Source organism: Bacillus sp. JJ1532, assembly GCF_036965085.1.
Classification (GTDB): Bacteria; Bacillota; Bacilli; order Bacillales; family Cytobacillaceae; genus Cytobacillus.
Genome location: NZ_JBALOW010000045.1, coordinates 71,645 through 97,666, shown reverse-complemented (window position 1 = coordinate 97,666; position 26,022 = coordinate 71,645). Strand labels below are relative to the sequence as shown.

At 37.8% G+C, this 26,022-nt stretch carries 28 protein-coding genes; 27 read left to right on the top strand and 1 reads right to left on the bottom strand.

Annotation, left to right across the window (positions count from 1 at the left end; translation table 11 throughout):
- Window positions 1-432: 432 nt before the first annotated feature.
- On the bottom strand, window positions 433-573 hold the full coding sequence (locus V7122_RS15840) for a YpzI family protein (RefSeq protein ID WP_335354760.1): 141 nt from the start codon (window positions 571-573) through the stop codon (window positions 433-435).
- A 397-nt stretch (window positions 574-970) separates the two neighbouring features.
- On the opposite strand from V7122_RS15840, the gene V7122_RS15835 reads away from it, so the two are divergent.
- The 27 genes from V7122_RS15835 to V7122_RS15705 all read left to right on the top strand — a co-directional run bounded on the left by V7122_RS15835 (window position 971) and on the right by V7122_RS15705 (window position 25,912).
- Window positions 971-1,585 carry a YphA family membrane protein gene (locus V7122_RS15835; RefSeq protein ID WP_335354761.1) on the top strand — a complete coding sequence of 205 codons (615 nt, stop codon included), beginning with the start codon at window positions 971-973 and terminating at the stop codon, window positions 1,583-1,585.
- Window positions 1,586-1,950: 365 nt separating this feature from the next.
- The gene (gene der / locus V7122_RS15830; protein ID WP_335527524.1) at window positions 1,951-3,261 is read left to right on the top strand and encodes a ribosome biogenesis GTPase Der; all 1,311 of its coding nucleotides are present in this window, start codon (window positions 1,951-1,953) and stop codon (window positions 3,259-3,261) included.
- Between the two features lie 142 nt (window positions 3,262-3,403).
- A complete protein-coding gene (locus V7122_RS15825; RefSeq protein ID WP_335527521.1) occupies window positions 3,404-4,456 on the top strand; it encodes an NAD(P)H-dependent glycerol-3-phosphate dehydrogenase in 1,053 nt (350 codons plus the stop codon).
- Between the two features lie 239 nt (window positions 4,457-4,695).
- Window positions 4,696-4,896, top strand: a complete 201-nt coding sequence (locus V7122_RS15820; protein ID WP_335347297.1) for a DUF2768 domain-containing protein — start codon at window positions 4,696-4,698, stop codon at window positions 4,894-4,896.
- A gap of 40 nt (window positions 4,897-4,936) precedes the next feature.
- On the top strand, window positions 4,937-5,650 hold the full coding sequence (locus V7122_RS15815; RefSeq protein WP_335347296.1) for a hypothetical protein: 714 nt from the start codon (window positions 4,937-4,939) through the stop codon (window positions 5,648-5,650).
- Between the two features lie 221 nt (window positions 5,651-5,871).
- Window positions 5,872-7,350, top strand: coding sequence for a stage IV sporulation protein A (gene spoIVA, locus V7122_RS15810; RefSeq protein ID WP_335527519.1), 1,479 nt, complete (start codon window positions 5,872-5,874; stop codon window positions 7,348-7,350).
- 361 nt (window positions 7,351-7,711) lie between these two features.
- Entirely contained in the window at window positions 7,712-7,984 is a 273-nt protein-coding gene (locus V7122_RS15805; protein WP_066294243.1) for an HU family DNA-binding protein, read from the top strand.
- Window positions 7,985-8,149: 165 nt separating this feature from the next.
- Window positions 8,150-8,716: a GTP cyclohydrolase I FolE gene (gene folE / locus V7122_RS15800; RefSeq protein WP_335347294.1), complete on the top strand. Its 567-nt coding sequence runs from the start codon at window positions 8,150-8,152 to the stop codon at window positions 8,714-8,716.
- Window positions 8,717-8,780: 64 nt separating this feature from the next.
- Window positions 8,781-9,017, top strand: a complete 237-nt coding sequence (gene mtrB, locus V7122_RS15795) for a trp RNA-binding attenuation protein MtrB (protein ID WP_335347293.1) — start codon at window positions 8,781-8,783, stop codon at window positions 9,015-9,017.
- A gap of 338 nt (window positions 9,018-9,355) precedes the next feature.
- Window positions 9,356-10,171, top strand: a complete 816-nt coding sequence (locus V7122_RS15790; RefSeq protein ID WP_335354254.1) for a heptaprenyl diphosphate synthase component 1 — start codon at window positions 9,356-9,358, stop codon at window positions 10,169-10,171.
- A gap of 5 nt (window positions 10,172-10,176) precedes the next feature.
- Window positions 10,177-10,884: a demethylmenaquinone methyltransferase gene (locus tag V7122_RS15785; RefSeq protein ID WP_335347509.1), complete on the top strand. Its 708-nt coding sequence runs from the start codon at window positions 10,177-10,179 to the stop codon at window positions 10,882-10,884.
- A gap of 133 nt (window positions 10,885-11,017) precedes the next feature.
- On the top strand, window positions 11,018-11,980 hold the full coding sequence (hepT, locus tag V7122_RS15780) for a heptaprenyl diphosphate synthase component II (protein WP_335347510.1): 963 nt from the start codon (window positions 11,018-11,020) through the stop codon (window positions 11,978-11,980).
- A gap of 118 nt (window positions 11,981-12,098) precedes the next feature.
- Window positions 12,099-12,545: a nucleoside-diphosphate kinase gene (ndk, locus tag V7122_RS15775; protein ID WP_335347511.1), complete on the top strand. Its 447-nt coding sequence runs from the start codon at window positions 12,099-12,101 to the stop codon at window positions 12,543-12,545.
- A 146-nt stretch (window positions 12,546-12,691) separates the two neighbouring features.
- Window positions 12,692-13,465, top strand: a complete 774-nt coding sequence (locus tag V7122_RS15770; protein ID WP_335488608.1) for a CheR family methyltransferase — start codon at window positions 12,692-12,694, stop codon at window positions 13,463-13,465.
- Window positions 13,466-13,677: 212 nt separating this feature from the next.
- Complete coding sequence (aroC, locus tag V7122_RS15765; RefSeq protein ID WP_335347513.1) at window positions 13,678-14,850, top strand: chorismate synthase; 1,173 nt, start codon at window positions 13,678-13,680, stop codon at window positions 14,848-14,850.
- On the top strand, window positions 14,850-15,926 hold the full coding sequence (aroB, locus tag V7122_RS15760; protein ID WP_335347514.1) for a 3-dehydroquinate synthase: 1,077 nt from the start codon (window positions 14,850-14,852) through the stop codon (window positions 15,924-15,926). Before aroC ends, aroB begins: the two co-directional genes overlap by 1 nt.
- Window positions 15,927-15,940: 14 nt before the next feature.
- Entirely contained in the window at window positions 15,941-16,309 is a 369-nt protein-coding gene (gene aroH, locus V7122_RS15755) for a chorismate mutase (protein ID WP_335527514.1), read from the top strand.
- A 62-nt stretch (window positions 16,310-16,371) separates the two neighbouring features.
- Complete coding sequence (gene hisC, locus V7122_RS15750; RefSeq protein WP_335347516.1) at window positions 16,372-17,472, top strand: histidinol-phosphate transaminase; 1,101 nt, start codon at window positions 16,372-16,374, stop codon at window positions 17,470-17,472.
- Between the two features lie 128 nt (window positions 17,473-17,600).
- On the top strand, window positions 17,601-18,707 hold the full coding sequence (locus tag V7122_RS15745; RefSeq protein ID WP_335354257.1) for a prephenate dehydrogenase: 1,107 nt from the start codon (window positions 17,601-17,603) through the stop codon (window positions 18,705-18,707).
- Window positions 18,708-18,744: 37 nt separating this feature from the next.
- Entirely contained in the window at window positions 18,745-20,034 is a 1,290-nt protein-coding gene (gene aroA / locus V7122_RS15740) for a 3-phosphoshikimate 1-carboxyvinyltransferase (protein WP_335527510.1), read from the top strand.
- A gap of 135 nt (window positions 20,035-20,169) precedes the next feature.
- On the top strand, window positions 20,170-21,063 hold the full coding sequence (locus tag V7122_RS15735) for a hypothetical protein (protein WP_335527506.1): 894 nt from the start codon (window positions 20,170-20,172) through the stop codon (window positions 21,061-21,063).
- An 18-nt stretch (window positions 21,064-21,081) separates the two neighbouring features.
- On the top strand, window positions 21,082-22,341 hold the full coding sequence (locus tag V7122_RS15730) for a tetratricopeptide repeat protein (protein ID WP_335347341.1): 1,260 nt from the start codon (window positions 21,082-21,084) through the stop codon (window positions 22,339-22,341).
- A 52-nt stretch (window positions 22,342-22,393) separates the two neighbouring features.
- Window positions 22,394-22,936, top strand: a complete 543-nt coding sequence (locus tag V7122_RS15725; protein WP_335527504.1) for a ReoY family proteolytic degradation factor — start codon at window positions 22,394-22,396, stop codon at window positions 22,934-22,936.
- A 98-nt stretch (window positions 22,937-23,034) separates the two neighbouring features.
- Window positions 23,035-23,499, top strand: a complete 465-nt coding sequence (locus V7122_RS15720) for a YpiF family protein (RefSeq protein ID WP_335347339.1) — start codon at window positions 23,035-23,037, stop codon at window positions 23,497-23,499.
- 419 nt (window positions 23,500-23,918) lie between these two features.
- Window positions 23,919-24,422 carry a ubiquinol-cytochrome c reductase iron-sulfur subunit gene (locus tag V7122_RS15715; RefSeq protein ID WP_335345595.1) on the top strand — a complete coding sequence of 168 codons (504 nt, stop codon included), beginning with the start codon at window positions 23,919-23,921 and terminating at the stop codon, window positions 24,420-24,422.
- A gap of 3 nt (window positions 24,423-24,425) precedes the next feature.
- Entirely contained in the window at window positions 24,426-25,100 is a 675-nt protein-coding gene (gene qcrB, locus V7122_RS15710; RefSeq protein WP_335345594.1) for a menaquinol-cytochrome c reductase cytochrome b subunit, read from the top strand.
- 44 nt (window positions 25,101-25,144) lie between these two features.
- Entirely contained in the window at window positions 25,145-25,912 is a 768-nt protein-coding gene (locus V7122_RS15705) for a menaquinol-cytochrome c reductase cytochrome b/c subunit (protein ID WP_335345593.1), read from the top strand.
- Window positions 25,913-26,022 lie beyond the last annotated feature (110 nt).

Genomic DNA, 26,022 nt, shown 5'->3' with positions numbered 1-26,022 from the left:
TTTTCTACGTCTAGCTACAGCGCCTACCCCCGCCGTACAGGACGTACTAGTGTCGACAATGCGACAGGACAAGGAAGACTTCGGAAGCGTAATCATCGCACGACCAAAAGAGAAGCTTTTGGGAGGACGTCGCGTTTTTGTCGACCTCGAGGTCACAAGCTTGTCTAGTTTCGGCTCCTAGGGACTCGAGACATAAGCCAATCCCTTCCAGAAGGCAAAATACGCCTTCCTGCAGGGCTCGTCTTATTCTTGTCGTCCCTGATCAGTCGCCTACACTTTTCGATCAATCCTTCCAGAAAGGTACAGATCAACCTTTCCGAGAGGCTCGTCTTGTGCTTGTCGGGAGTGAGCACAAGGAAAGCTCCTTTAGATTATTCATCGCAGGAACAATCCGTAATTTGATTGTTCCGAAGTCACTTACGCATTTGTTTTTTAAAGTTTATTATTATTTAAGTCCCTAGCTTCCTCTGGGCTTTGCATTTTTGTAGCTCCATCATAGTGGAGTGCTTGGTCCCTGTCCGATTCAACTCTTTTGCTCTTTTTCAGTTTCTTTTCTTGTCGGTCTCTTCCCATTATTGACACCTCCCTCTCTTTAACATGGACTAGCAAAAGTATTTTATTCAGCGAAACAGAGATGATAAAGTGAAACTTCAATCAGTGGGGTTTTCGACGCACAGGACGTGCTAATGCCAGTGTTGCCACAGGCCGTGGAGATCATAGTCAGACTTCATCCCCCACTGATTGTTAGTTGCGGCCCACAGGAAGTGGGTCACACAGACGTTGCCACAGGACGTGGCGCTGTTAGTCTGTGTTCCTATAATCGGGCCTTTACGGGCTGTTGATCCCCTACTTAGAAATTTTTGTTTTACTTAACTTCTCGAAGTGGGGATCTTACAGCCCGTTAATCTGCGATAAAAATGATTAAAGTACAACTGAAAGTGCCATAATGGGAAGGATGGGAGGTGTGGAAATGGAAGGATTGGCCTTTTATTGGCTGGCATGGATATTTTGGGTAATCGCAACCTTTTTTTTGAAAAAGGATAGCTTTATTAGGATTTGTTTATCTTTATGGTTATTAGTACTCATTATTATTTCTCCATATTCTTTTTTTCTATTCAAATATGAGATATCATACGTAAGTATTCTTTTTGCTGGCACCTTATTAGGATTAATCAGCAAATTCAAAAGATTAACAGCTGCCTATGTATTATTCAGCTCATTCATTGTTATGATAGCGTATGTTTGTTTTCATTTATTCGCACTATTTGATCCTGTATGGTTAATTTTCCCGCGAAAATGGATGCTGGCCTTGCTTATGATAGCATTAGCAATCATTTTGCATACAAATAAAGTGTATCGGTTAATCATCATTCTATTTGGTTCGATACAGGGTGAATTTCTTTATGCATACATCCTTAATAAATATTCATTTCCACATTTAATTGGTTCATATGCTTATTTGGATGGTATTACACTTGCAGCTGCTCTACTTGGTGCTTGGTCTGGGTTTGAATATTTGACTTCCTTCTATGAAAAACATATTAACCATTTAGAAAAGGAAAAAGGAAAGCAAAAATTATCGTAAATGAATTTAGAAACATTTATATAAGCAATTTATTGTACTAATAATCCGCATAATGGCGAAACAGCAAGTTATTCCAAGTTTTAATTGCTAGTAAGGTACTGCTTTGATAAACTTATAAAGTTAGGCCCTTCTCTGTACTAATAAGAAGGGTTTATTTACCTTCATTCAGCAGATGTTTCCACTAGTATAAGTGGGGATGTATGCGAACAAATTGTCAAATCCAGTAAGGGTTTAAACTCCGGCTGTATAAAGTTAAGCCTCCGGCAGATGCCTCAGATTTTTAGAGGATACCTGAGCCAGCTTGATAAAATCTGGGCGCAATTTCGCCGAGGAGAAATTGATTAGGAAAAGAAAGGGTGATGTTCATGGCAAAGCCAGTGATTGCGATTGTCGGACGTCCAAACGTTGGAAAATCCACGATATTTAACAGAATTGTTGGAGAGCGTATATCTATTGTCGAAGATATTCCCGGAGTTACTAGGGATCGTATATACAGTTCAGCAGAATGGTTAAACCATGATTTTAATATAATTGACACAGGCGGTATTGATATTGGAGATGAGCCTTTTCTTGAGCAAATTCGCCAGCAGGCTGAAATTGCAATTGATGAGGCTGACGTCATAATCTTCTTAGCGAACGGCAGAGAAGGGGTTACGGCTGCGGATGAAGAAGTGGCAAAAATCCTTTACAGGGCAAAAAAGCCGGTCGTACTTGGCGTCAATAAAATTGATAATCCTGAAATGCGAGAGCATATTTATGATTTCTATGCTTTAGGATTTGGAGAACCTTTTCCTATCTCGGGTGCACATGGATTAGGATTAGGAGATTTACTTGATGAGGCTGCTAGACATTTTCCAAAGCATGGTCAGAAAGATTATGATGAGGATGTAATTAAATTTTCATTAATTGGCCGTCCTAATGTAGGGAAATCCTCACTTGTAAATGCTATTTTAGGCGAAGATCGAGTCATTGTCAGTAATATTGCCGGTACTACGAGAGATGCAATCGATTCTCAGCTAACTTATAATGGAGACAAGTATGTCATTATTGATACTGCTGGAATGCGCAAAAAGGGTAAGGTATATGAAACAACTGAAAAATATAGTGTTTTGCGTGCTTTAAGAGCAATTGAACGTTCAGATGTAGTCCTTGTTGTTTTAGATGGAGAAGAAGGAATTATCGAGCAGGACAAACGGATTGCAGGGTATGCTCATGAAGCTGGACGAGCTGTGGTCATTGTCGTGAATAAGTGGGATGCTGTAGAAAAAGATGAGAAAACGATGAAGGAATTTGAACAAAAGATTCGTGAGCATTTCTTGTTTCTTGATTACGCTCCGATTGTATTCCTTTCCGCAAAAACAAAAAAACGGATTCATACCCTTATTCCAATGATCAATACCGCAAGTGACAATCATTCATTGCGCGTTGAAACGAGTGTTCTGAATGATGTCATTATGGATGCGATTGCTATGAATCCAACACCGACCGATAAAGGAAGACGCTTGAGAATTTATTATACGACTCAAGTTGCGGTGAAGCCGCCAACCTTTGTTGTTTTTGTAAATGAGCCTGAATTAATGCATTTTTCATATGAGCGGTTCTTAGAAAATAGAATTCGGGATGCCTTTGGCTTTGAAGGGACACCAATCAAGATATTTGCAAGAGAGAGAAAATAATAAAGAAGCAGCTTGATCAGGGGCTTTTGACTTCCAACGTACAGGACTTACTAGTGCCGATGCTGCCACAGGACGTGGCGTACTTCGTCAGCGAGCCCCAAGGCGCTGAGCTAAACAAATAATTTTATAAGGCAGTGATTAAATGGAGCAAAGGTTTGAACGAGTAGCTGTTGTTGGAGCGGGAAGCTGGGGAACAGCTTTGGCTATGGTTCTGGCAGATAATGGCCATGAAGTTCGTCTTTGGGGTCATAAACTCCAGCAAATAAATGAAATTAATCAATACCATACGAATAAAAAATATTTACCAGAGGTAATCCTACCTGAAGGAATTACTGGATATTTTGATCTAGAGGAAGCTTTATCGGGAGTTCATACAATTATTCTAGCTGTTCCGTCAAAAGCGATTCGTGAAACAGTCGGCAAAATTAACTTCATTTGCAAAGAGCCTTTAACCGTTGTTCATGTGAGCAAGGGAATTGAGCCAGACACTTTACTTCGTATTTCTGAAATGATTGAACAGGAAATATCCCCTGAAAATTTGGACAGTATCGTCGTTCTATCAGGTCCAAGTCATGCAGAAGAGGTTGTTTTAAGGCATCCGACAACTGTGACTGTTTCATCTAAGAACATGGATGCGGCTGAAAGAATTCAAGATTTATTTATTAATCAGAATTTCCGTGTTTATACAAATCCTGATATTATCGGAGTTGAAATTGGCGGGGCATTAAAAAATATTATTGCACTAGCAGCGGGTATTACAGATGGGTTGGGCTATGGTGATAATGCAAAGGCTGCGCTAATGACTAGAGGTTTAGCAGAAATTGCCCGTTTAGGGATGAATATGGGTGCTAGTCCCCTTACATTTTCTGGTTTAACGGGAATTGGAGATTTAATTGCAACTTGTACAAGTGTTCACTCCCGAAATTGGAGGGCAGGGAATTTGCTTGGTAAGGGCCATAATTTACAAGAAGTTCTTGATAATATGGGAATGGTAGTTGAAGGTGTAAGAACAACAAAAGCTGCCAAGCAACTAGCAGAAAAATATGAAGTGAATATGCCCATTACCGATATTCTTTATGACGTTCTTTTTAATGGTGTGAATGCAAAGGAGGGAGTAGATCTTTTGATGGCACGTGGAAAAAAGAACGAAATGGAGGATTTAACGAACGTTCTTGAATCTGACTTTGACAAATAAAACGGCTCAATCCTAATATTTTTTAAATATAGGCATTCGAGGATGCGAGCCGGCTACTTTTTGCATACAATGCAACGAAGCAAACTGGTGAAATGAACAGGGTGTATGGGTTATTTAGTCTCATAAGCTTGAGTTAAAGAAATGCCCCTTTCTTTAACTCAGCTTTTTTTTTATAGTACTTTCTTTTTCAAACAGACAAGCGTATGTTATAATCATTTCGGAAAAAGGAGTTGAAAGTCATGTCACCGTCATTAATGAAAATGTGGGTTTCTCTTGCATCAATGGGCTTTATGTTTATCTCAATATTAATGATTTATTTAAGCCGTTATAAATTGGGTGGAATCTTTAAATTTCTAACTGCTATTATTGCCTATTTTTTGATGATTATATCAGGGATTATTATTGTACTAGTCGTTTTCAGCGGACCAACAAGTGATTAATTACATTATTCTTATACATAGACTAAAGGGATTGATATAAATGAAAAAAGGTTTACAGCTGCTCGGTTGTTTGCTGTTATTTATACCGCTATTATCCGGATGCATGTATCCAAAAGAACAATTAGCACAAAATAAAATTCCTTATGAAGATCAGATTAACTCTGTACAAACAGCTGTCAATTCTTATAAAGAAGCAAATAACGGACTTTTGCCTATTAAAACTAAAGATGAATCAACCCCAATATATCAAAAGTACCCTATTGATTTCAAAAAGCTTATACCTCAATTTATGGCAGAGTCGCCTGGTAATGCGTACGAATCTGGAGGGGTTTTTCAATATGTTCTAATAGATGCAGAAACAGAGCCAAAGGTCAAAATTTTTGATTTAAGAATGGCTGAAACCATTCGGGATATTAAGTTAAGAATGAAATCACAGAAGTACCCTCCTTATAAAGAACAGCTTGCAAAAAATGTTTTTACTTTGGATTTTACTAAGCTTGGCTATAAAGAAAGCCCGGTAGCATTGAGTCCTTATAGTGGAAGAAATCTGCCATTTGTGATTACAGGTGAAGCAGAGGTTTACGTTGATTACACGAGTGATCTTCATGAGGCCATGCAAAAACAGGAGTTTTCTTATAAGCAAGGGGACGATGTAAGGGAAATCCTTACGAAAGATTCTGCATTTGTTCCTGCTTATTCTTTACCGTATACAATTGATGAGGAAACAAAAAATCCAATCTTTTTAACGAAATAGGCATAACCCTTCTTCTGCAAAATATATTGTAGGAGAAGGGTTTTTTTAATGCTATTTTAACATTAAATGTAAATAAGAAAGCATAATAAGCGGAAAATGTTATCTCAAGGGGTAATTTTTTATAAAAACTGTCATAACGAGATAGGACAACATCATAAACATATAATGTCCAAACGTAATTGATAGGATAATATTATCCCACAGATTCGGGAGGGGATCACTTGGAAAAGGTAGATATTTTTAAAGATATTGCTGAAAGGACTGGCGGCGATATCTATTTAGGAGTAGTAGGAGCTGTACGTACAGGTAAATCAACTTTCATAAAAAAATTTATGGAATTAGTTGTTTTGCCAAACATGAGTAATGAAGCTGACCGTGCTCGCACCCAGGATGAACTCCCTCAAAGTGCAGCCGGAAAGACAATTATGACAACTGAGCCTAAGTTTGTACCCAATCAGGCAGCTTCTGTCCACGTGGATGAAGGCCTGGACGTTAATATTCGATTAGTTGATTGTGTAGGGTATACGGTTCCTGGTGCTAAAGGGTATGAGGACGAAAATGGCCCAAGAATGATTAATACTCCTTGGTATGAAGAGCCGATTCCGTTCCATGAAGCGGCAGAAATTGGAACTAGAAAAGTCATTCAAGAGCATTCAACCATTGGGGTCGTGATAACTACTGATGGTACAATTGGAGAAATACCTCGCAGCAATTATTTGGAGGCAGAGGAAAGAGTAATAAATGAATTAAAAGAGGTTGGAAAACCCTTCATTATGATTATTAATAGTGTACAGCCTCATCATCCAAATACAGATTCTCTAAGAAATCAGCTTTCTGAAAAGTATGATATTCCTGTGCTAGCTATGAGTGTGGAGGGCATGAGGGAATCAGACGTATTAAATGTTATGCGTGAAGCCCTGTATGAGTTCCCAGTGCTTGAAGTCAATGTAAATCTCCCAAGCTGGGTGATGGTACTTCGCGAGGATCATTGGCTAAGAGAAAGCTATCAGGAAGCTGTAAAAGAAACAGTAAAAGATATTAAGAGATTACGGGATGTTGATAGGGTCGTCCATCAATTCAGTGATTTTGATTTTATTGATCGGGCGGGACTAGCAGGCATCGAAATGGGTCAAGGTGTAGCAGAAATTGACTTATATGCCCCAGACGATCTTTATGATGAAGTATTAAAAGAGATTGTGGGAGTAGAAATTCGCGGCAAAGATCATTTATTAGAATTAATGCAAGATTTTGCCCATGCCAAAAGGGAGTTTGATCAAATTTCAGATGCATTGAAAATGGTAAAACAAACTGGCTATGGGATTGCGGCCCCATCATTGTCCGACATGAGCCTTGATGAACCGGAAATCACACGCCATGGCTCGCGGTTTGGGGTAAGACTTAAAGCAGTAGCTCCATCCATTCATATGATTAAGGTTGATGTAGAATCAGAGTTTTCTCCAATCATTGGAACAGAAAAGCAAAGTGAAGAACTCGTTCGCTATTTAATGCAGGATTTCGAGGATGATCCTTTATCAATTTGGAATTCCGATATTTTTGGCCGCAGCCTTAGCTCGATTGTTCGAGAAGGAATTCAGGCAAAGCTTTCGATGATGCCTGAAAATGCAAGATATAAATTAAAAGAGACACTAGAAAGAATTATAAATGAAGGATCAGGCGGTTTAATAGCCATTATTTTATAAGACTCCACTCGGGGTCTTTTTTTGTTTTTTCATATAATATGACAAATAAACAAAAAATTAGGCGGTAAATGGGTGTAAAAAGAAAACTTTCCCAATAAAACGTGAATTATTCTTGATAACACGAAATGATTGTGATAATCTTTTAACAGAATTACCGTTGTGACATCCTAAACCCTTAGTAATAAAGGTTTTTTGGAGAAATGGTTTGAAAACTTCATCCATTTAATTTATTATGAGACATGTTAAACAAAAATTTGTTACAACGTTTAGAATTCAGTAATTTTGTTTACAAATGTAAGTAAGAATGCTTAATATGTCTAATTTAAGTCACCCATTTATATTTTTGGGAGGAGGTGAAACCATGAACAAGACAGAACTAATTAACGCAGTTGCTGAGAGCAGTGAACTTTCTAAAAAGGACGCTACTAAAGCAGTTGATGCAGTATTTGATGCAATCCTAGATGCTTTAAAAGCTGGTGATAAAGTACAATTAATTGGTTTCGGAAACTTTGAAGTTCGTGAGCGTGCTGCCCGTAAAGGACGCAACCCGCAAACTGGCGAAGAAATCGAAATCGCTGCAAGCAAAGTTCCTGCATTCAAACCAGGAAAAGCATTGAAAGATGCTGTTAAATAAGTACATACAAGTGCTTAAACAAAGCCTAAGTTAAAAACCGCGATCATTCGCGGTTTTTTTTATATCAATGCCCCCTTGCATTTCTTTTTGCTTGTAATGAAAATAATATGCTAATATGGAAATATTGGAGTTTAAGAAAGCAAGATTGTCTGAGGGGGAAGTTTGATGTCGAACGTAAATCGTGCGCAGATAGAAGATGCCGTACGTTTAATATTAGAAGCAGTCGGGGAAGATCCAAACCGTGAAGGATTATTAGATACACCAAAGCGAGTAGCAAAAATGTATGAAGAGGTGTTTGCAGGATTAAATCAGGATCCGAAAGAATACTTCGAGACCATTTTTAGCGAAGATCATGAAGAGTTAGTGTTAGTAAAGGACATCCCTTTCTATTCACTTTGTGAGCACCACCTTGTACCTTTTTACGGAAAAGCACATGTTGCATATATTCCTAGAAATGGCCGAGTTGCAGGATTAAGTAAATTGGCTAGGGCAGTGGAGGCAGTTGCGAAACGTCCACAGCTTCAGGAACGAATTACTTCTACAGTGGCGGATGCGATTTTAGAGAAGCTTGAGCCAAATGGAGTAATGGTTGTAGTGGAAGCTGAACATATGTGCATGACGATGCGCGGAGTGAAAAAGCCGGGCTCCAAAACAGTTACAACTGCTGTTAGAGGTACATTCTCAGAAGATGATAAAGCACGTGCTGAAGTTTTAGCTTTAATCAAGTTTTAATCCATTAAGCTAAGAATGAGAGAATTCTTCTTGACGCTTAAATAATCGCTAAAAGGGTGTTAGTATGGATAAGAAAAATCCCAATGGAAATGATTATATCGTTATTAAGGCAAAGGAAGACGGTGTCAATGTCATAGGTTTAACAAGAGGAACTGATACTAGATTTCATCATTCGGAAAAACTGGATCAAGGTGAAGTCATGATTGCTCAGTTCACAGAGCATACTTCCGCCATTAAAATAAGAGGAAGCGCGAAAATCCTGACATCTTATGGTGAGATAGACAGCGAAGCGAAAAAATAACTTTATCGCAGATTAACGAGCTGTAAGATCCCCACTTCAAAATGTTGTTTAAAACAATAAATTCTACTTGGGGATCAACAGCCCGTAAAGGCCCGATTGGTTCAACTAACATTTAGCGGGGATAAAGCGCCCCATTAAATGAAGTTTCACTTTAATCCATTTGCAGGCTTTTATATGTAAGACTTTAGTTTTTCCGGAAAATCTCCTATTAAGGTATTCTAAGTTGTGATATAATTGTCCTGCCTTATGGATATTAGATATGTGTAATAAATGTAAAAAAGAAGAAAATGATAATAACGCACTGATGAAGAAAACTTAAGGAAATCAAGGGTGATCGCATGCTAGACATGAATGTGAAAATGGCAATTGTTAAGGAGCAAATCGAAAAAAAGATACGGCACCCTTATTTACTTAAATACATAGAATCTCCAAATATAGATGAAGATAAGCTATTACTTCTAGTTACGGTTCTTGATCATGTTAATCTTCCTGAAGAAAGGCTAAGAAACTTTGCTATTACAACGATGCTGATTCAAATTGCGCTTGATACACATGAATTAGTAACGAATGAAGAGCTGGACTCAGATCAACTAAAAGACAGGCAGCTAACAGTTCTCGCCGGTGTGTATTATAGCGGTTTATATTATAAGATTCTTGCCGAACTTGAAGATATCCCCTTGATTAAATCGCTGGCTACAGGTATTAAAGAAGTAAATGAAAATAAGATTTCTGTTTATCAAACAGCAGTTGAAGCAGTTGATATATTAATGGAAAGTGTAAAAAAGATTGAATCCTCATTATTTGAAAAGGTAATTGATTTAATAGAGGATCCGAATTGGAACGAATTTGCCTCTAACCTTTTATTTAGAAAAAGATTGTTGATGGAAAAGATGAGATTTTTAAAAGGTGAGACATCAATCGTTTTTGAGGCACTGAAAAAATTGTTACTACCTAAAAATCAAAATACCGAGCTATGTGAAGAGCAGCAGCACTTATTGATTCACACGTGCGACAGGTATCTTAATAGCTCAAAGCAATTAATTGATAAATATATGAGCAAACTCCCGAATCTGAATGAACCGATGAAGCAAAGAGCATATGCAATCATTAGTCAGCATCAGCCCGCAGAAAATATATTTGTGGAGGAAGGTTAGAAGGCATGCAACAATCAAAAGAAGAGCGCGTCCATCATGTTTTTGAGAAGATCTATGACAATTATGACAAGATGAATTCCGTCATTAGCTTTCAGCAGCATTTAAGATGGCGTAAGGACACCATGAAACGCATGAATGTCCAAAAAGGTTCCAAAGCATTAGACCTTTGCTGTGGAACTGCTGATTGGACTATTAGCTTGGCAGAGGCAGTAGGAACTGAGGGAGAAGTGGTAGGCCTTGATTTCAGCAAAAACATGCTGAAAATCGGTGAGCAAAAGGTAAAAGAGCTGAATTTGAAGCAAGTTAAGCTCGTTCATGGCAATGCAATGGAACTGCCATTCCCTGATCACTCCTTTGATTATGTGACAATAGGCTTTGGACTCCGAAATGTGCCGGATTATTTGCAAGTATTAAAGGAAATGCGCCGCGTGCTTAAACCTGGTGGTATGGCTGTTTGCCTTGAAACATCTCAGCCAACGATGTTTGGCTATAAACAAGCATATTACCTTTATTTCCGCTTTATCATGCCTATGTTCGGAAAAATATTTGCAAAAAGCTATAAAGAGTATTCATGGTTACAAGAATCAGCCCGCGATTTCCCTGGTATGAAGGAGCTTGCAAACATGTTCGAAGAAGCTGGTTTTGTCAAAGTAACATATAAACCGTACAGCGGTGGAGTTGCAGCGGTGCACATTGGAAGTAAAGAAAAATAAAACTTTTTTCTGAATGCTTTTTTCATAGAAATTAATGTCCGGACGGATCCAATGAAGAACTTCTGGCTCGATTTGTACGTCCTCTAATGTATGGAAGCTGCAGACAGGATTTTAAGCTGGGTGAGTATGGGAAATGAAGTTAAAAATGATGTATTCATTTCTAAATTCCGATTTAAAAAATATAGAGCAAACACTCGAAGAGACAGTTCAAGCGGAGTCTCCTTTATTACACCAAGCATCCTTGCATTTATTAAAAGCTGGGGGAAAGAGAATCCGCCCCGTTTTTGTTTTGCTTGCTGGCAAGTTTGGCGCTTACGACATTAACAAAATAAAAAATGTGGCTGTTGCGCTTGAGTTAATTCACATGGCTTCCCTCGTTCATGATGATGTCATTGATGATGCAGAATTAAGACGGGGAAAGCCAACAATTAAAGCCAAATGGGATAATAAAGTCGCCATGTACACAGGGGACTATATTTTTGCTCGTGCTTTGGAACTGATTACAGATATTGAGAATCCATTTACTCATCAGATTTTGTCAAACACGTTAGTTGAACTTTGTATTGGTGAGATTGAACAGATTCAGGATAAATATAATTTTGAACAAAATATTCGCGATTACTTCCGAAGAATAAAGCGGAAGACAGCGATACTCATTGCTGTAAGCTGCCAGCTTGGGGCAATTGCAGCTGACGTTGATGAAAAGGTCCACAAAAAGCTGTATCGCTTTGGGTATTATGTTGGAATGTCCTATCAGATTATTGATGACGTCCTTGACTTTACAGGCACGGAAAAAGAGCTCGGGAAACCAGCTGGAGATGACCTTCATCAAGGCAATATTACTTTACCGGTCTTTTTTGCCATGGAGGATGCAGAAATTCGAAAAGAGATTATTAAAGTTCGTGAAACGACAGAACGAAGTGATATGGAAAGAATCATTTCGCTCATTAAGAACTCTGGCGCCATCGAAAGATCTCTTCAAGTCAGTGATTTATATTTAAATAAGGCACTGGATATATTAAAAGAACTCCCGCAAAATCGTGCAAAGAAAACACTAATCGATATTGCGAAAGTGATTGGCAAAAGAAGTTTTTAATCACGATTTGGTCGATGTTTCTCCATTGACCTTGTATTATCTTCAAAACAATGTTAATATTTTCGTGGATTATCGTATTAGGATAATTCACTATACATAGCTTTAGGAGTTGACATTTATGGAAAAAACATTTTTAATGGTTAAGCCTGACGGCGTTCAACGTAATTTAATTGGTGAGATCGTTGCTCGTTTCGAAAAGAAAGGTTTTCAACTTGTTGGTGGAAAGCTTATGAGCATCTCTAAGGAACTTGCTGAGCAGCATTATGGTGAGCACAAAGAGCGTCCTTTCTTCGGAGAATTAGTAGATTTCATCACTTCTGGCCCTGTTTTCGCAATGGTATGGGAAGGCGAAAATGTAATTGCAACAGCTCGTCAAATGATGGGAGCAACTAATCCAAAAGATTCAGCACCAGGTACAATCCGTGGTGATTTCGCAGCTACTGTAGGAAAAAATATTATTCACGGTTCTGATTCACCTGAAAGTGCAGAACGTGAAATTGGCTTATTCTTCAAACAAGAAGAACTTGTAGAATACTCAAAGTTAATGAATGAGTGGATTAACTAAATGGAAAAAGTGCTCGCAAACATTGCGGGTGCTTTTTTTTGTTATAATCCCTTTTTGAAACAAATTTTGGACCTTTTTGTCAAATTTTCAGCTATACTTACTTTATATGAGAATAGAATGAATATATGCTTAGGGGAGAAGGGCAAATGTCTAGTGATTATCAAAGCTTTATTGTAAATATAAAGAAGAAAACAGGAATTGACCTATCTTTATATAAGGAAGCACAAATGAAAAGGAGACTCCTATCTCTTTATGAAAAAAAGGGATATAAGACCTTTCAAGAGTTTTTTGAAGCAATAAGAATGGATAATCAGCTTTTAAATGAATTTTTGGATAGAATGACCATTAACGTTTCTGAATTTTATCGAAATTCAAAAAGGTGGGAGGTGCTAGAGAATAAAATACTTCCTAAATTGCTGGCTAATAATAGACGGTTAAAAATATGGAGTGCTGCTTGCTCCACTGGTGAAGAGCCTTACACGTTAGCCATGGTAATGTCAAATTTTATGTCATTATCCCAAGTGCAAATATTGGCGACAGATATTGATGAAAATGTCATTGCGAGAGCAAAAATTGGTACATACCCTGAAAGATCATTGAATGAAGTCCCAGAAGATATGAAGAAGAAATACTTTGTGAAGGACGGAAGCTTTTATAAAGTGTCAGATGAAATCAAAAAAACTGTAACCTTTAGAAATCAAAATTTGCTTTCAGATCCATTTGGCGGACCATTTGATCTCATTGTGTGCCGGAATGTCCTCATTTATTTTACGGAAGAGGCGAAGGATACGCTTTATAATAAATTTAGCAACGCTTTAAAAACAGATGGCATTTTTTTTGTTGGCAGCACAGAGCAAATATTTAATCCTAGCAAATATGATTTTGAATCGGAGGATACATTCTTCTACAGAAAAAAATAAAGATCTGAAGTCTGTTTAGATGCAGGCTTCTTTCTTTTAGAAGTTAATATTTTTTTGTGTTGAAAATGCCGGCCTTCCTTGAATGGATTGTACGTAATAATTATTGTTTTTTTGCAAAAAATTAAATGAATTTTCTATTTTTACTATTCATATTTTTGCCGATATGTTATATTGGTACATAATTCTTTAATGAGTTGAAGGGGGAAAGAGTTTTGAGATATTTGACTTCAGGTGAATCACATGGACCGCAGCTGACCGCTATTATTGAGGGGCTGCCAGCGGGGTTGCCTTTGCTTACTTCTGATATAAATATAGAATTAGCTAGACGTCAAAAAGGACATGGCCGAGGCAGAAGAATGCAAATTGAAAAGGATACAGTACAAATTACTGGGGGAGTCAGGCACGGATACACTTTAGGATCCCCAGTTGCATTAGTCGTTGAAAATAACGATTGGAAGCACTGGACGAAAATTATGGGTCAAGATCCTATTGCTCCAGAAGAAGAAGAAGAGATAAAAAGAAAAATTACTCGTCCTCGCCCTGGGCACGCTGATTTGAATGGTGCTCTAAAATATGGACATAGAGACATGAGAAATGTTCTTGAACGCTCTTCAGCAAGAGAAACGACTGTAAGGGTGGCTGCAGGGGCAGTTGCCAAGAAGCTATTAGCTGAGCTTGGAATAAATATCGCTTCTCATGTTGTAGAAATTGGCGGAATTAAATCCGCAGTCAGAGAATACGAAACTCTTGAAAAGCTGAAGGAGATTTCAGAAGACTCACCAGTTCGCTGCATAGATCCTGATGCAGCACAGCAAATGATGAAAGCTATTGATGATGCAAAAGAGCAAGGTGATTCTATTGGCGGTATTGTTGAAGTCATCGTTGAAGGCATGCCTCCAGGAGTCGGCAGCTATGTTCACTATGATCGTAAGCTTGACGCTAAATTATCAAGCGGGATAATGAGCATCAATGCCTTTAAAGGTGTAGAGATTGGGATCGGCTTTGAAGCGGCAAGTAAGCCAGGCAGCGAAGTTCATGATGAAATTGCATGGAGCCAGGAACAAGGCTATTACCGTAAAACGAATCGTTTAGGCGGCTTAGAAGGCGGAATGTCAACAGGTATGCCGATTGTAGTAAGGGGAGTCATGAAGCCTATTCCTACTTTATATAAACCGCTTCAAAGTGTGGATATTGAAACGAAGGAGCCATTTGCAGCAAGCATTGAGAGGTCTGACAGCTGTGCCGTTCCTGCAGCAGCAGTAGTAGCAGAGAATGTTATAGCCTGGGAATTAGCAGCAGCGATCGTGGATCAATACTACTCGGACCGGTTTGAAACATTAAAGGAAATTATTGATCAGCAGAGAGCGTTTGCGAGGGAATTCTAATGGATGCGGTAACCATTGAAACGAATTCGAAAACATATCCTGTATATGTTGGCGCAGGGGTTATCGAGCAAATAAGCTCATTTATTCAAGATAAATTCCCTTCCTTAACAACGATTATGGTTTTGACTGATGAAACAGTTGCAGAGCTTTATTTAGATGACATGAAAGCTGCCATATCCAATTTCAAATCGGAAATCTGCATCGTTCCAAGCGGAGAAAAAGCGAAAACCTTTGATGTATATTATCAGTCATTAAGTTTTGCGTTAGAAAAAAAGCTGGACAGAAAATCAATACTGATTGCATTTGGTGGTGGAGCAATTGGAGACCTTGGAGGATTTGTAGCTTCGACATTCATGCGAGGAATCCCTTTTCTCCAAGTGCCAACGACAATCTTAGCTCATGATAGCGCAGTTGGCGGGAAAGTCGCTATCAATCATCCATTGGGAAAAAATATGATTGGCGCTTTTTATCAGCCGGAAGCTGTATTCTATGATTTGCATTTTCTGCGATCGCTACCGCTGAAAGAAAGACGATCTGGTTTTGCTGAAGTCATAAAGCATAGCTTAATTCATGATCCGTCCTTTTATGATTGGCTGTTAACTCATGTAAATTCTCTAGATGAACTTGGTGGAGAGGATTTACAATATGCTTTAGTTAAGGGAATTGAAATTAAGAACTATTTTGTTTCTATGGATGAGAAAGAGTCTGGAATCCGTGCTTACTTAAATTTTGGCCATACGCTTGGCCATGCGATTGAAGCTGAAATGGGCTACGGCAAATGGACACATGGGGAATCAATATTGATCGGCATGCTATTTGCATTGCAACTAAGCGATAACATAACGGGTTTATCCTTTAATATGGAGCCGTTAAAAAATTGGCTCGCTCGTCTAGGCTATGAAACCAAAATACCTAAAGCACTGACGATACAAAATTTAATTGAGCGAATGAAACAAGATAAAAAGTCAATCGGTCAAAAAGTAAACTTTGTTCTATTAAAGGAAATCGGTAACCCCGAATTATTTGAGGTTTCAGAAGCGGAATTGATCAAGCAGCTAGAATATTTTCAAAAATAAAGGAGGGGTTGCATGTGATACGCGGCGTAAGAGGAGCTACTACAATAAATGAAAACAATGAAAAAGAAATTATTGAAGCTACAGAGATTTTGCTGAGGAAGATGATTGAGGAAAATTCGATCGATGCTGAGATGGTTGCATCTGTCTTCATTTCAGTGACAGAGGATATCACAGCAGTATTCCCTGCCAAAGCAATGAGATTAATAGAGGGCTGGAAGTATGTCCCTGTTATGTGTATGAGAGAGATTCCAGTCGATTCCTCATTAGAAAAATGTATCCGTGTCATGATGCATGTGAATACAAATATTTCACAAAAAGATATTAGTCATATTTACTTAAGAGACGCCATTAAATTAAGACCTGATTTAAATACTGCAGAATAGTATTAAAATTAATCTTTTATACATTGATTTTTAATGACATTCAAAAGAAAAGGTGAATCATTATGAAATGGAAAGAGCAGTTGCTTCATTTATCTCCTTATCAGCCTGGGAAACCAATCGATGAAGTAAAAAGACAGTATGGTTTGGAAAAAATTATAAAATTGGCATCCAATGAAAATCCGTTCGGATGCTCTGAAAATGTGATTGCTGCTATCAATTGTTCTTCAGCATCATTTCCTTTTTATCCAGACGGAAATGCTACTAATTTAAGAGAAATGATTGCTGATTATTTCCATTTAAGCCCATCACAATTTATTTTTGGCAATGGGGCTGATAACCTCATCCAAATTATTTCAAGGGCTCTTTTAAAGCCAGGCACTAACACAGTAATGGCTACACAAACCTTTTCGCAGTATAAGCATAACGCTGTCATTGATGGTGCAGAGGTTAGGGAAATTCCTCAAATAAACGGAGAACATGACCTAGATGGAATGCTGCAGGCTATAGACGAGTCAACTTCAGTAGTGTGGGTTTGTAACCCAAATAATCCGACAGGAACATATATAGGTGAAGATCGATTAGTTTCATTCTTAGAGAAAGTGCCGAATGAAATTCTCGTTGTCATTGATGAAGCCTATTTTGACTATGCTGTTGCTGAAGACTATAGCAGTTCGGTACATTTACTGGATCGTTTTCCAAATATGATCGTCTTGCGTACATTCTCAAAAATTTATGGCCTTGCAAGCCTTCGTGTTGGATTCGGGATTAGCCAACCTGAAATCATTAAAGTTTTAGAACCAGCAAGAGAACCTTTTAATGTTAATACAATGGCCCAAGCAGCAGCAGTTGCAGCTCTTGAAGACAAGGAGTATGTTGATTTCTGCAGACAAAAAAACCGTGAGGGTCTGGAACAACTTTATGCATTTTGTGAGGAGAAGGGCTTAAGCTATTACCCCTCACAAGCAAACTTTATCCTCATTGATTTTAACAAGGACGGAAACGAAGTATTTCAATATTTGCTCGAAAGAGGATATATCGTTCGTTCAGGCAAGGCACTTGGTTTCCCTACATGTGTGAGGGTGACAGTTGGTTCAAAGGAGCAAAATGAAGGTGTTATGCAGGTTATGGCTGAATTACTAGCTGAAAAGACAATCATTTCATAAGAAAACAATTATTTATTAGAAATCAGAGGCTGCTATAGCCTCTGAAGCTTTTTTCCCTAATTACCATATATTTAGCCAGTAAATGTGCTTTTACAATGGATAACTCAATCATAAAGGTGGTGAGCCGCTTGAAAGGCCGTGTACTTATTATAGGTTTAGGATTAATTGGAGGATCCTTGGCACTATGCATTAAAAAGACTCACAAGGATGCAGTTGTCGTTGGTTTTGATGCGAACGAAGAACAGACAAAGCTTGGAAGGATGCTTGGGGTGATTGATGAAATTGCCATTTCAATTGAAGAAGCTGCTGAACATGCTGACCTGATTTTAATTGCTACTCCAGTAAAAGTAACCGAAAAGATATTTAAAATCCTAGAAAATATTCCATTAAAGAATCAAGTTATTATTTCAGATGCAGGCAGTACGAAAAAGGAAATCGTTCAATTGGCTGACGCTTTTAAGAAAAGGGGAATCAGTTTTATTGGCGGGCATCCAATGGCTGGGTCACACAAAAGCGGTGTAACTGCTGCAAAATCGATCCTTTTTGAAAATGCCTTTTATATTTTTACGCCTGAAGATCATATTTCAAACAGTAAGCTACAGGAACTGCAAAATTGGCTTTCTGGGACAAAAGCAAGATTTATTACCTTATCCCCACAGGAACATGATTATTTAACAGGAGTTATCAGTCATTTTCCGCATATTATTGCAGCCTCTCTCGTTCATCAAGCTGAGAAAACAAGTGCAAAGCAAAAGCTAGTACCAAGTTTGGCAGCTGGAGGCTTTCGAGATGTGACAAGAATCGCATCTAGCAGTCCTGAAATGTGGAGAGACATTTTACTGCATAATAAAGAAGTTATGTTACATCTTCTTGATGATTGGCAAAAAGAAATGCAGAAAGTTACTAACATGCTTGCCGAAGAAAATGAACATGAAATTTATCATTATTTTCATCGTGCTAAGCAATTTCGTGATGAATTGCCACAAAAAGAAAAAGGAGCTATCCCATCTTTTTACGATCTGTTTGTTGATATCCCTGACTATCCAGGTGTAATTTCTGAGATTACAGGATATTTAGCAAAAGAGGATATCAGCATTACTAATATTCGAATCCTGGAAACTCGAGTGGATATTAATGGAATCCTAATTATTAGTTTCCAAACAGAAGAAGATCGTGCGCGTGCAGAGGTTTGTATTCATAATTACACTAATTTTGAAACCTCTGTAGGAATTTAAGTTTGGGAGAAAAAAGCATATATAAGGGGTGTTTTTTTTGAAGCCAATTAAATTAAAGACCAGTATTCCTTCTTTAAGGGGATCAATCAATATTCCAGGTGATAAATCAATCTCCCACCGATCCATCATGTTTGGGGCTATTGCTGAAGGGAAAACGACCGTTACAAACTTTTTGCTCGGGGAGGATTGTTTAAGTACAATCGCTTGCTTTAAAAAATTAGGTATATCCATCCAGCAACTAGAGGATAAAGTGATCATTGAAGGAAACGGCATTGATGGGCTAAAGGAACCTTCAGATATATTAGATGTCGGAAATTCGGGAACAACTATTCGATTATTGTTAGGCATTCTTGCTGGACGGTCTTTTCATTCTGTATTAGTTGGAGACGAATCGATTGGGAAAAGACCGATGACTAGGGTGACAAAGCCATTACAAACGATGGGAGCAGTCATACAGGGCAGGAAGAATGGTGAATATACACCCATTTCCATTTCAGGCGGCTCGTTAAAACCAATGGAATATTCATTACCTGTTGCAAGTGCCCAAGTTAAGTCTTCTCTGTTGTTTGCGGGATTACAGGCTAATGGGACTACAACTATCATAGAGCCAGTGAAAACTAGGGATCATACTGAAAGAATGATAAATAAGTTTGGCGGCTCGATTGAAGTGGATGAACGTACAATTCGCATTAAGGGTGATCAGAAGCTTACAGGAACTGATATACATGTTCCAGGCGACATTTCATCTGCGGCTTTCTTCCTCGTTGCAGGGGCTATCGTGCCTAATAGCTGTATAACATTAAAAAATGTTGGCTTAAATCCGACAAGAACGGGAATTATTGATGTTTTGAAAGCAATGGGCGCTGATATGACCATTGTTCCTTATGAAGACGATACATTTGAACCGTGTGGAGATATTACGATTAAAACATCGACTCTAAAGGGAATCACGATTGAAGGCGACCTAATTCCAAGACTGATTGATGAAATCCCTATTATCGCTCTACTAGCTTCACAAGCTGAGGGTGAAACTGTTATTAAAGATGCTGAGGAATTAAAGGTGAAAGAGACAAATCGGATAGATACGGTAGTATATGAGCTAACGAAACTTGGAGCAGATATTGAAGCAACAGAGGATGGAATGATTATTAAAGGAAATTCTCAATTGAACGGTGGAATCGTTTCAAGTTACGGTGATCATAGAATTGGAATGATGCTTGCCATCGCCGCAGCTATATGTAAGGAAGAGGTATTCCTCAAAAATGAAGAGTCAATTTATATCTCTTATCCTTCATTTTTTACACATTTAGAAAGTCTTAGTAAGTAAATATTATTCAGGGGCTGCGTATCAGCCTCTTTTTGTTTTGTTACAAATATTAAATTGAGAATAACTTCTAAATAAATAATCATAAATATTAATATTTTTCATAGCTTGTCTTAAGACCGTATAAAGGGTGGTTTTATGACATATATCATTGAAAACGCCAATATTCTTAAGGACCAGAAATTAACGAAAGCCTCACTTTTAATTGATAACGGATCCATAGTATCAATTAAACCAGACTTTAAAAGGTATAAGTATATAAAAATGAATGCTGAACCATTTATAATGGCCCCCACTTCAATCCTGTTTAAAAAAGATTTTCCGTTAGAAAAATCTTTTCAGGAAATGAAAAAATTTTATATGGAAGAATTTATTCTAAAAGGATGCACGACCTTCATAACAGTGGCAGCTGTGAAGCATGAGTATGAATTATCAGCTGCAATTAAACGTTTAAAAATACATCTGCTAAATAGCCCAATTGATTTTATTATAGGTGTTCGGATACCAATCCGGCTATTAACCCAATCTTTTTTAAGAAAGTGTAAGCAGGAAAAAGTTCCCGCTATCTTTGTTGAGATTAATCAAGTGTACGAGCTGTTCAATTTGCCTTGGGGATGGCTTCGGGAGGCTATGTTTCCTTATAACAGCCCCCTAATACCAATATTTATGAATGCTAATAAACAGGACGCAAATGAATGGAAAAGGCTCATGAAAGAAGAAAAAATCCCGTTTGTACAGGAAGAATTACAAGAAGATAAGCCCATCCCAAAAGACGTTTTATGTAAGATGGGGATTTATCCATTCAAGGCAAGCATTTATCAAGGGTGCGAATTGTCTTATAATTACTATTTGCAAAGCAGAGAAATACGAAAAATTGAAGAATCTCAATTGTTTCATTATCATAGAGATAAGTTAGTCATTACAGTTCAAAATGGATTTGTTATCCGCTCTGGCCATGATGTTGTTTATAGGCCTGGATATGGCAAGCATGTTAAAATAAAAACACCATCATTTTTTAAGATTGACGTATAGACGTGAAAGGAACTTACTATGGAGAAAATAAATGAAATTATTAAATTGCTTGAAAACGGTCAACATGAAGAAGCGTTGACCCATTATAAGAGAATTTTATTAAATGGATCTCATGAAGAAAGATATGTTCTAGGTGAGGAATTACTTCACTACGGATTTCTGGAGGAAGCAAAAAAAATATTCGAAAGACTGCTTGAATCTTATCCGGAAGAGGGAGAATTGCTTGTCCTTTTAGCAGAAACTCATATTGATCTTGGAGAAGAGGATGAAGCAATACTCGTTTTAGAGAAAGTACAAGAGGAAGATCCAAGTTTCCCGCAATCGCTATTGCTGCTTGCTGATCTTTATCAAATGGAAGGTTTATATGAGGTGAGTGAACAAAAGCTGTTAAAAGCAAAGTCCATTTTGCCTAAAGAGGTAATTGTTGATTTTGCACTTGGCGAACTTTACGGAGAACAAGGCAGATTTCTCGAAGCTGCAAAAATCTATAGACAAGTTCTTAATACAGATGAAATCATTGCAGGTGTGAATGTTAATCAGAGGCTAGCAGAGGTTCTTAGCGTGGGAGGAGCATTCGAGGAGTCTTTGCCTTACTACGAAAAAGCTATGGAGGATAAACTTGAAATTAATACACTGTTTAGCTATGCATTTACTGCACTGCAAGCAGGATATAATAGAACGGCCATCGAAAAGTTTAATGAATTAAAGGAGCTTGATCCCGAATATCATTCCTTATATATCAATCTTTCCAAGGCTTACGAGCGTGAAGAGGAATTAGAAGACAGCTTTAATGCGATTAAGATGGGAATTCAATATGATGAATATAATAAAGAGCTTTATTTATATGGCGGTAAACTTGCGCTAAAGTTAGGCAAGGAACAGGAAGCAGAAAATTTATTAAGAGAGGCGCTTGCACTTGACCCAGAATATATTGAAGCAGGGGCCAGCTTAACAAAGCTTTTTCTTAGGCAGGAAAGAAATAAAGATGTTTTGGAAATTACGGAATTGTTAAGTGATTTTGAGGAAGAGGAGCCGCAGCTTATTTGGGATTCAGCCTTAGCCCATCACCAGCTTGAAGAATATTCATTGGCATTAAACAAATACAATCGTGCATATACTTTCTTTAAGGAAGAGCCGGATTTTCTAATAGATTACGGAAATTTTTTAATTGAGGAAGGAAAAAGCACTGAAGCTGCCGAAGTTTTTAGTAAATTAGTAAAACTTGAGCCAGGCATCATTGAATATCAGGAAATACTACAAAGACTCTTGGATCAATGAAAAAAGTGAAATGGGCTTATTAATTTTGTAATAGCAGAGGAGGGAATCGAATATGTCAGCCCCTGTATCTGTCAACGAGAAAAAAGATTTTATTCGCTGGTTTCTAAACCATTATCAATTAAAGAGACGGGAATGTGTATGGATTCTTAACTACTTAATGAGCCATGATCAGTTAATGGAAAAAGTTCATTTTGTTGAGCATGCACAGTATTGTCCGAAAGGATTAATAATGTCAACTCATTGTGTTGACGAAGTCCCGTTTCGTTTCTACAAGGAAAATGTCATGACGACTGATGCAGAGAAATCTTTTCATGACATACGGCTTAATCGTGATGAGGATATCTTTATCCAGCTAAATTTCCACGCTTCCAATAAAGCCCATCAATATGCAGCTGTTTTGGAGGAAAACCCATTTTTACCGAATAAAATGGAAATTAGTGAGAAGGATAAAATGGTTGCTGAAAAGTTTCTTTGCGACAGCATAAAGAAATATCAAAGAGAGACCCTTCTAAGGAAAATTGATGAGGCTTTGGACAGTCAAGACGAGTCCGCTTTCATCCAATTAACTGAAAAACTAAATAAATTAAAGTCTTAATCCTTGCTTGCTATTATTAGCAGGCTTTTATTTTTTTGTCGCAATTTCATAATAGTGTTAAGATAAATAGGATAAATTAGAAATATGGAGTGAGTTGGATGAAGTGGATTTCTCAGGATATTGATAAGTTTCTTCAGTCAAAAGAGTATGTGGATACAGCAGTATTGCCATTGCTTCCTGTTTCCCTCGGCAATGATATGAAACAATCAGCTTCGATGAGTGAGTTTATTTCCTTACTAAGTGTTCAGCTAGAAAGACAGTTTAGGGGAAGGGTTATGATGTTGACGGGATTTTCTTATCTTAAATCAGCAACAATGGACAAGCTTGGCGAGGATGTAAAGGTTTGGGAGAATGAATTATTTGCAAATGGTTTTAAGCATGTTTTTCACGTCACCTCTGACAGCAGCTGGAAAGGAATTGAAGATCGGCTAAATGGAAGTTTAATTTGGCTTCCATCCATTCCACTTGAACATATGGATGAGCGAAATCGAAATTCTATACTCGAGGATCAAGTTAAACAGCTATTAACTCTGTTTATGCAAAAATGGCAAAATGCTAAATGATGAAGGTTGTTATTAAGGGTTATTACTCCCTTTAGTCGAAAAAATGAAGACGAAGCTCGTTAAGAAGGGTTCAAAACTCCCTTCCAGTCGGAAAAATGAATACGAAGGTCGTTAAGAAGGTCTCAAAACTCCCTCCCATTCGGAAAAATAAAAACTATGTATTTTTAAATATCCAATTGACGGTATTCGTCTATTAATGTATTTCTGTGTAGACAAATTCGAGATAATAATTATACTCCTTTATTTTAAAAATGTAACTATTTTTAATATTATTTAAATCTGTCACAGAGTCTACATGTTTTTACCAAAGGATTATATTGACCTTCAAAGAAGATTGATATATCATGGTTATGTCCTAGTTTTATATTGTGTTGAACTTTGTCCGTTGGACTTAACTTCATAATAGAGGGGGGAAAAGTATGAGCAAAAATCGTGTATCAAGACGTCAATTCCTTAGCTATACTCTAACTGGTGTAGGCGGTTTCATGGCTGCAGGTATGTTAATGCCTATGGTTCGTTTCGCAATTGATCCAGTATTGCAAGCAAAAGCTGAAGGTGATTTCATTCCAACTAAACAAAAAGTTGCCGAAATTACCGATGTTCCAACTAGGGTTGACTATACATTTGAACAGCAGGATGCATGGTATACTTCAGATGTAACAGGTACAGCATGGGTTTACAAAGACGAAAAAGGTGAAATTGTAGCTTTATCGCCTGTATGTAAACATTTAGGGTGTGTAGTTGACTGGAATACTGATAAATCCAATCAGAATCACTTCTACTGTCCATGTCATGGCGGTCTTTATACTAAAGATGGTACAAACGTTCCTGGAACTCCGCCAATAGCACCGCTTGACGTATATCCTTTCATCGAAAAAGACGGCTTCCTTCACTTAGGAAAAGCCAAGCCAAAGGGGGCGTAATGATTGTTAAACAAAATTTATGATTGGGTAGATGAACGTTTAGATATTACGCCTTTATGGCGCGACATCGCGGACCATGAAGTTCCTGAGCACGTAAACCCTGCACATCACTTCTCTGCGTTCGTATACTGCTTTGGCGGATTAACGTTCTTCGTTACTGTTATCCAAATCTTATCTGGAATGTTCTTAACTATGTATTATGTTCCAGATATTAAAAATGCATGGGAATCTGTTTATTACTTGCAAAACCATGTTGCTTTTGGACAAATTGTCCGTGGAATGCATCACTGGGGTGCAAGCTTAGTCATTGTAATGATGTTCTTACATACGCTTCGTGTTTTCTTCCAAGGTGCTTATAAGAAGCCTCGTGAGTTAAACTGGGTTGTTGGTGTACTTATTTTCTTCGTTATGCTAGCACTTGGATTAACTGGTTATCTATTGCCTTGGGATATGAAAGCATTATTTGCAACAAAAGTTACAATGCAAATTATTGAATCAACACCACTGATTGGTATGCAATTAAAAACGCTAATTGCAGGGGATCCGGATATTGTCGGTGCTCAAACGATTACCCGATTCTTCGCGATTCACGTATTCTTCTTGCCTGCAGCCTTATTCGGGTTAATGGCAGCACACTTTGTAATGATTCGTAAACAAGGTATTTCAGGTCCGTTGTAAAAATACAATTACGATAATATTGAAAAAGGAGGGGGAATCGCCCAATGCATCGTGGTAAAGGTATGAAATTCGTAGGTGACTCTCGTGTTCCTGCTGAACGTAAACCGAATATTCCGAAAGATTACTCGGAATACCCTGGAAAAACAGAGGCGTTCTGGCCTAACTTCCTATTAAAGGAATGGATGGTTGGTGCTGTTTTCTTAATCGGATTTTTATGTTTAACAATTGCACATGAACCACCGTTAGAAAAAATAGCTGATCCGAGTGATACAGCTTATATCCCGCTTCCAGACTGGTATTTCTTATTCTTATACCAATTGCTTAAATATACTTATGCATCTGGACCATACAATGCGGTAGGTGCGTTTATTATTCCAGGTCTAGCATTTGGGGCGTTACTATTAGCGCCATTTATTGACCGTGGTCCAGAACGCAGACCATCTAAACGACCATTAGCAACTGGATTTATGCTTTTAGCTATCGCAGGTATTACATTTTTAACTTGGCAGTCTGTAGCTACTCATGACTGGGAAGCTGCTGCAAACCAAGGGAAAATCGTAGCAGAAGTTGACATTGATACTGAAGCAGAAGGCTATAAATTTCTTGAAGCAAACAATTGCTTGTCATGTCACGGAGCTGAACTTACAGGTGGTGCAGGGTCACCTGCTCTTATCGACACTGGCTTAACTCCTGAAGAAATTTCTGATATTGCGGTAAATGGTAAAGGAAGCATGCCTCCAGGGATGTTTAAAGGAACGGATGAAGAATTAAAAGTACTTGCTGAATATATTTCGGGTTTAACAAGTAAATAACTGGAAAAAGCTGACGTTTTGCGTCAGCTTTTTTTGATGATGTTAAATGTTTTGAATCTAACTATATTTAATGTATATGGTAAAATAGTCAATATAATACAAACCATATA

Excerpts from the sequence above, each read along its gene's own strand:
- V7122_RS15840 (WP_335354760.1), bottom strand. The coding sequence starts at position 573 with ATGGGAAGAGACCGACAAGAAAAGAAACTGAAAAAGAGCAAAAGAGTT.
- V7122_RS15835 (WP_335354761.1), top strand. The coding sequence starts at position 971 with ATGGAAGGATTGGCCTTTTATTGGCTGGCATGGATATTTTGGGTAATC.
- der (WP_335527524.1), top strand. The coding sequence starts at position 1,951 with ATGGCAAAGCCAGTGATTGCGATTGTCGGACGTCCAAACGTTGGAAAA.
- V7122_RS15825 (WP_335527521.1), top strand. The coding sequence starts at position 3,404 with ATGGAGCAAAGGTTTGAACGAGTAGCTGTTGTTGGAGCGGGAAGCTGG.
- V7122_RS15820 (WP_335347297.1), top strand. The coding sequence starts at position 4,696 with ATGTCACCGTCATTAATGAAAATGTGGGTTTCTCTTGCATCAATGGGC.
- V7122_RS15815 (WP_335347296.1), top strand. The coding sequence starts at position 4,937 with ATGAAAAAAGGTTTACAGCTGCTCGGTTGTTTGCTGTTATTTATACCG.
- V7122_RS15805 (WP_066294243.1), top strand. The coding sequence starts at position 7,712 with ATGAACAAGACAGAACTAATTAACGCAGTTGCTGAGAGCAGTGAACTT.
- folE (WP_335347294.1), top strand. The coding sequence starts at position 8,150 with ATGTCGAACGTAAATCGTGCGCAGATAGAAGATGCCGTACGTTTAATA.
- mtrB (WP_335347293.1), top strand. The coding sequence starts at position 8,781 with ATGGATAAGAAAAATCCCAATGGAAATGATTATATCGTTATTAAGGCA.
- V7122_RS15790 (WP_335354254.1), top strand. The coding sequence starts at position 9,356 with ATGCTAGACATGAATGTGAAAATGGCAATTGTTAAGGAGCAAATCGAA.
- V7122_RS15785 (WP_335347509.1), top strand. The coding sequence starts at position 10,177 with ATGCAACAATCAAAAGAAGAGCGCGTCCATCATGTTTTTGAGAAGATC.
- hepT (WP_335347510.1), top strand. The coding sequence starts at position 11,018 with ATGAAGTTAAAAATGATGTATTCATTTCTAAATTCCGATTTAAAAAAT.
- ndk (WP_335347511.1), top strand. The coding sequence starts at position 12,099 with ATGGAAAAAACATTTTTAATGGTTAAGCCTGACGGCGTTCAACGTAAT.
- V7122_RS15770 (WP_335488608.1), top strand. The coding sequence starts at position 12,692 with ATGTCTAGTGATTATCAAAGCTTTATTGTAAATATAAAGAAGAAAACA.
- aroB (WP_335347514.1), top strand. The coding sequence starts at position 14,850 with ATGGATGCGGTAACCATTGAAACGAATTCGAAAACATATCCTGTATAT.
- hisC (WP_335347516.1), top strand. The coding sequence starts at position 16,372 with ATGAAATGGAAAGAGCAGTTGCTTCATTTATCTCCTTATCAGCCTGGG.
- V7122_RS15735 (WP_335527506.1), top strand. The coding sequence starts at position 20,170 with ATGACATATATCATTGAAAACGCCAATATTCTTAAGGACCAGAAATTA.
- V7122_RS15730 (WP_335347341.1), top strand. The coding sequence starts at position 21,082 with ATGGAGAAAATAAATGAAATTATTAAATTGCTTGAAAACGGTCAACAT.
- V7122_RS15725 (WP_335527504.1), top strand. The coding sequence starts at position 22,394 with ATGTCAGCCCCTGTATCTGTCAACGAGAAAAAAGATTTTATTCGCTGG.
- V7122_RS15720 (WP_335347339.1), top strand. The coding sequence starts at position 23,035 with ATGAAGTGGATTTCTCAGGATATTGATAAGTTTCTTCAGTCAAAAGAG.
- V7122_RS15715 (WP_335345595.1), top strand. The coding sequence starts at position 23,919 with ATGAGCAAAAATCGTGTATCAAGACGTCAATTCCTTAGCTATACTCTA.
- V7122_RS15705 (WP_335345593.1), top strand. The coding sequence starts at position 25,145 with ATGCATCGTGGTAAAGGTATGAAATTCGTAGGTGACTCTCGTGTTCCT.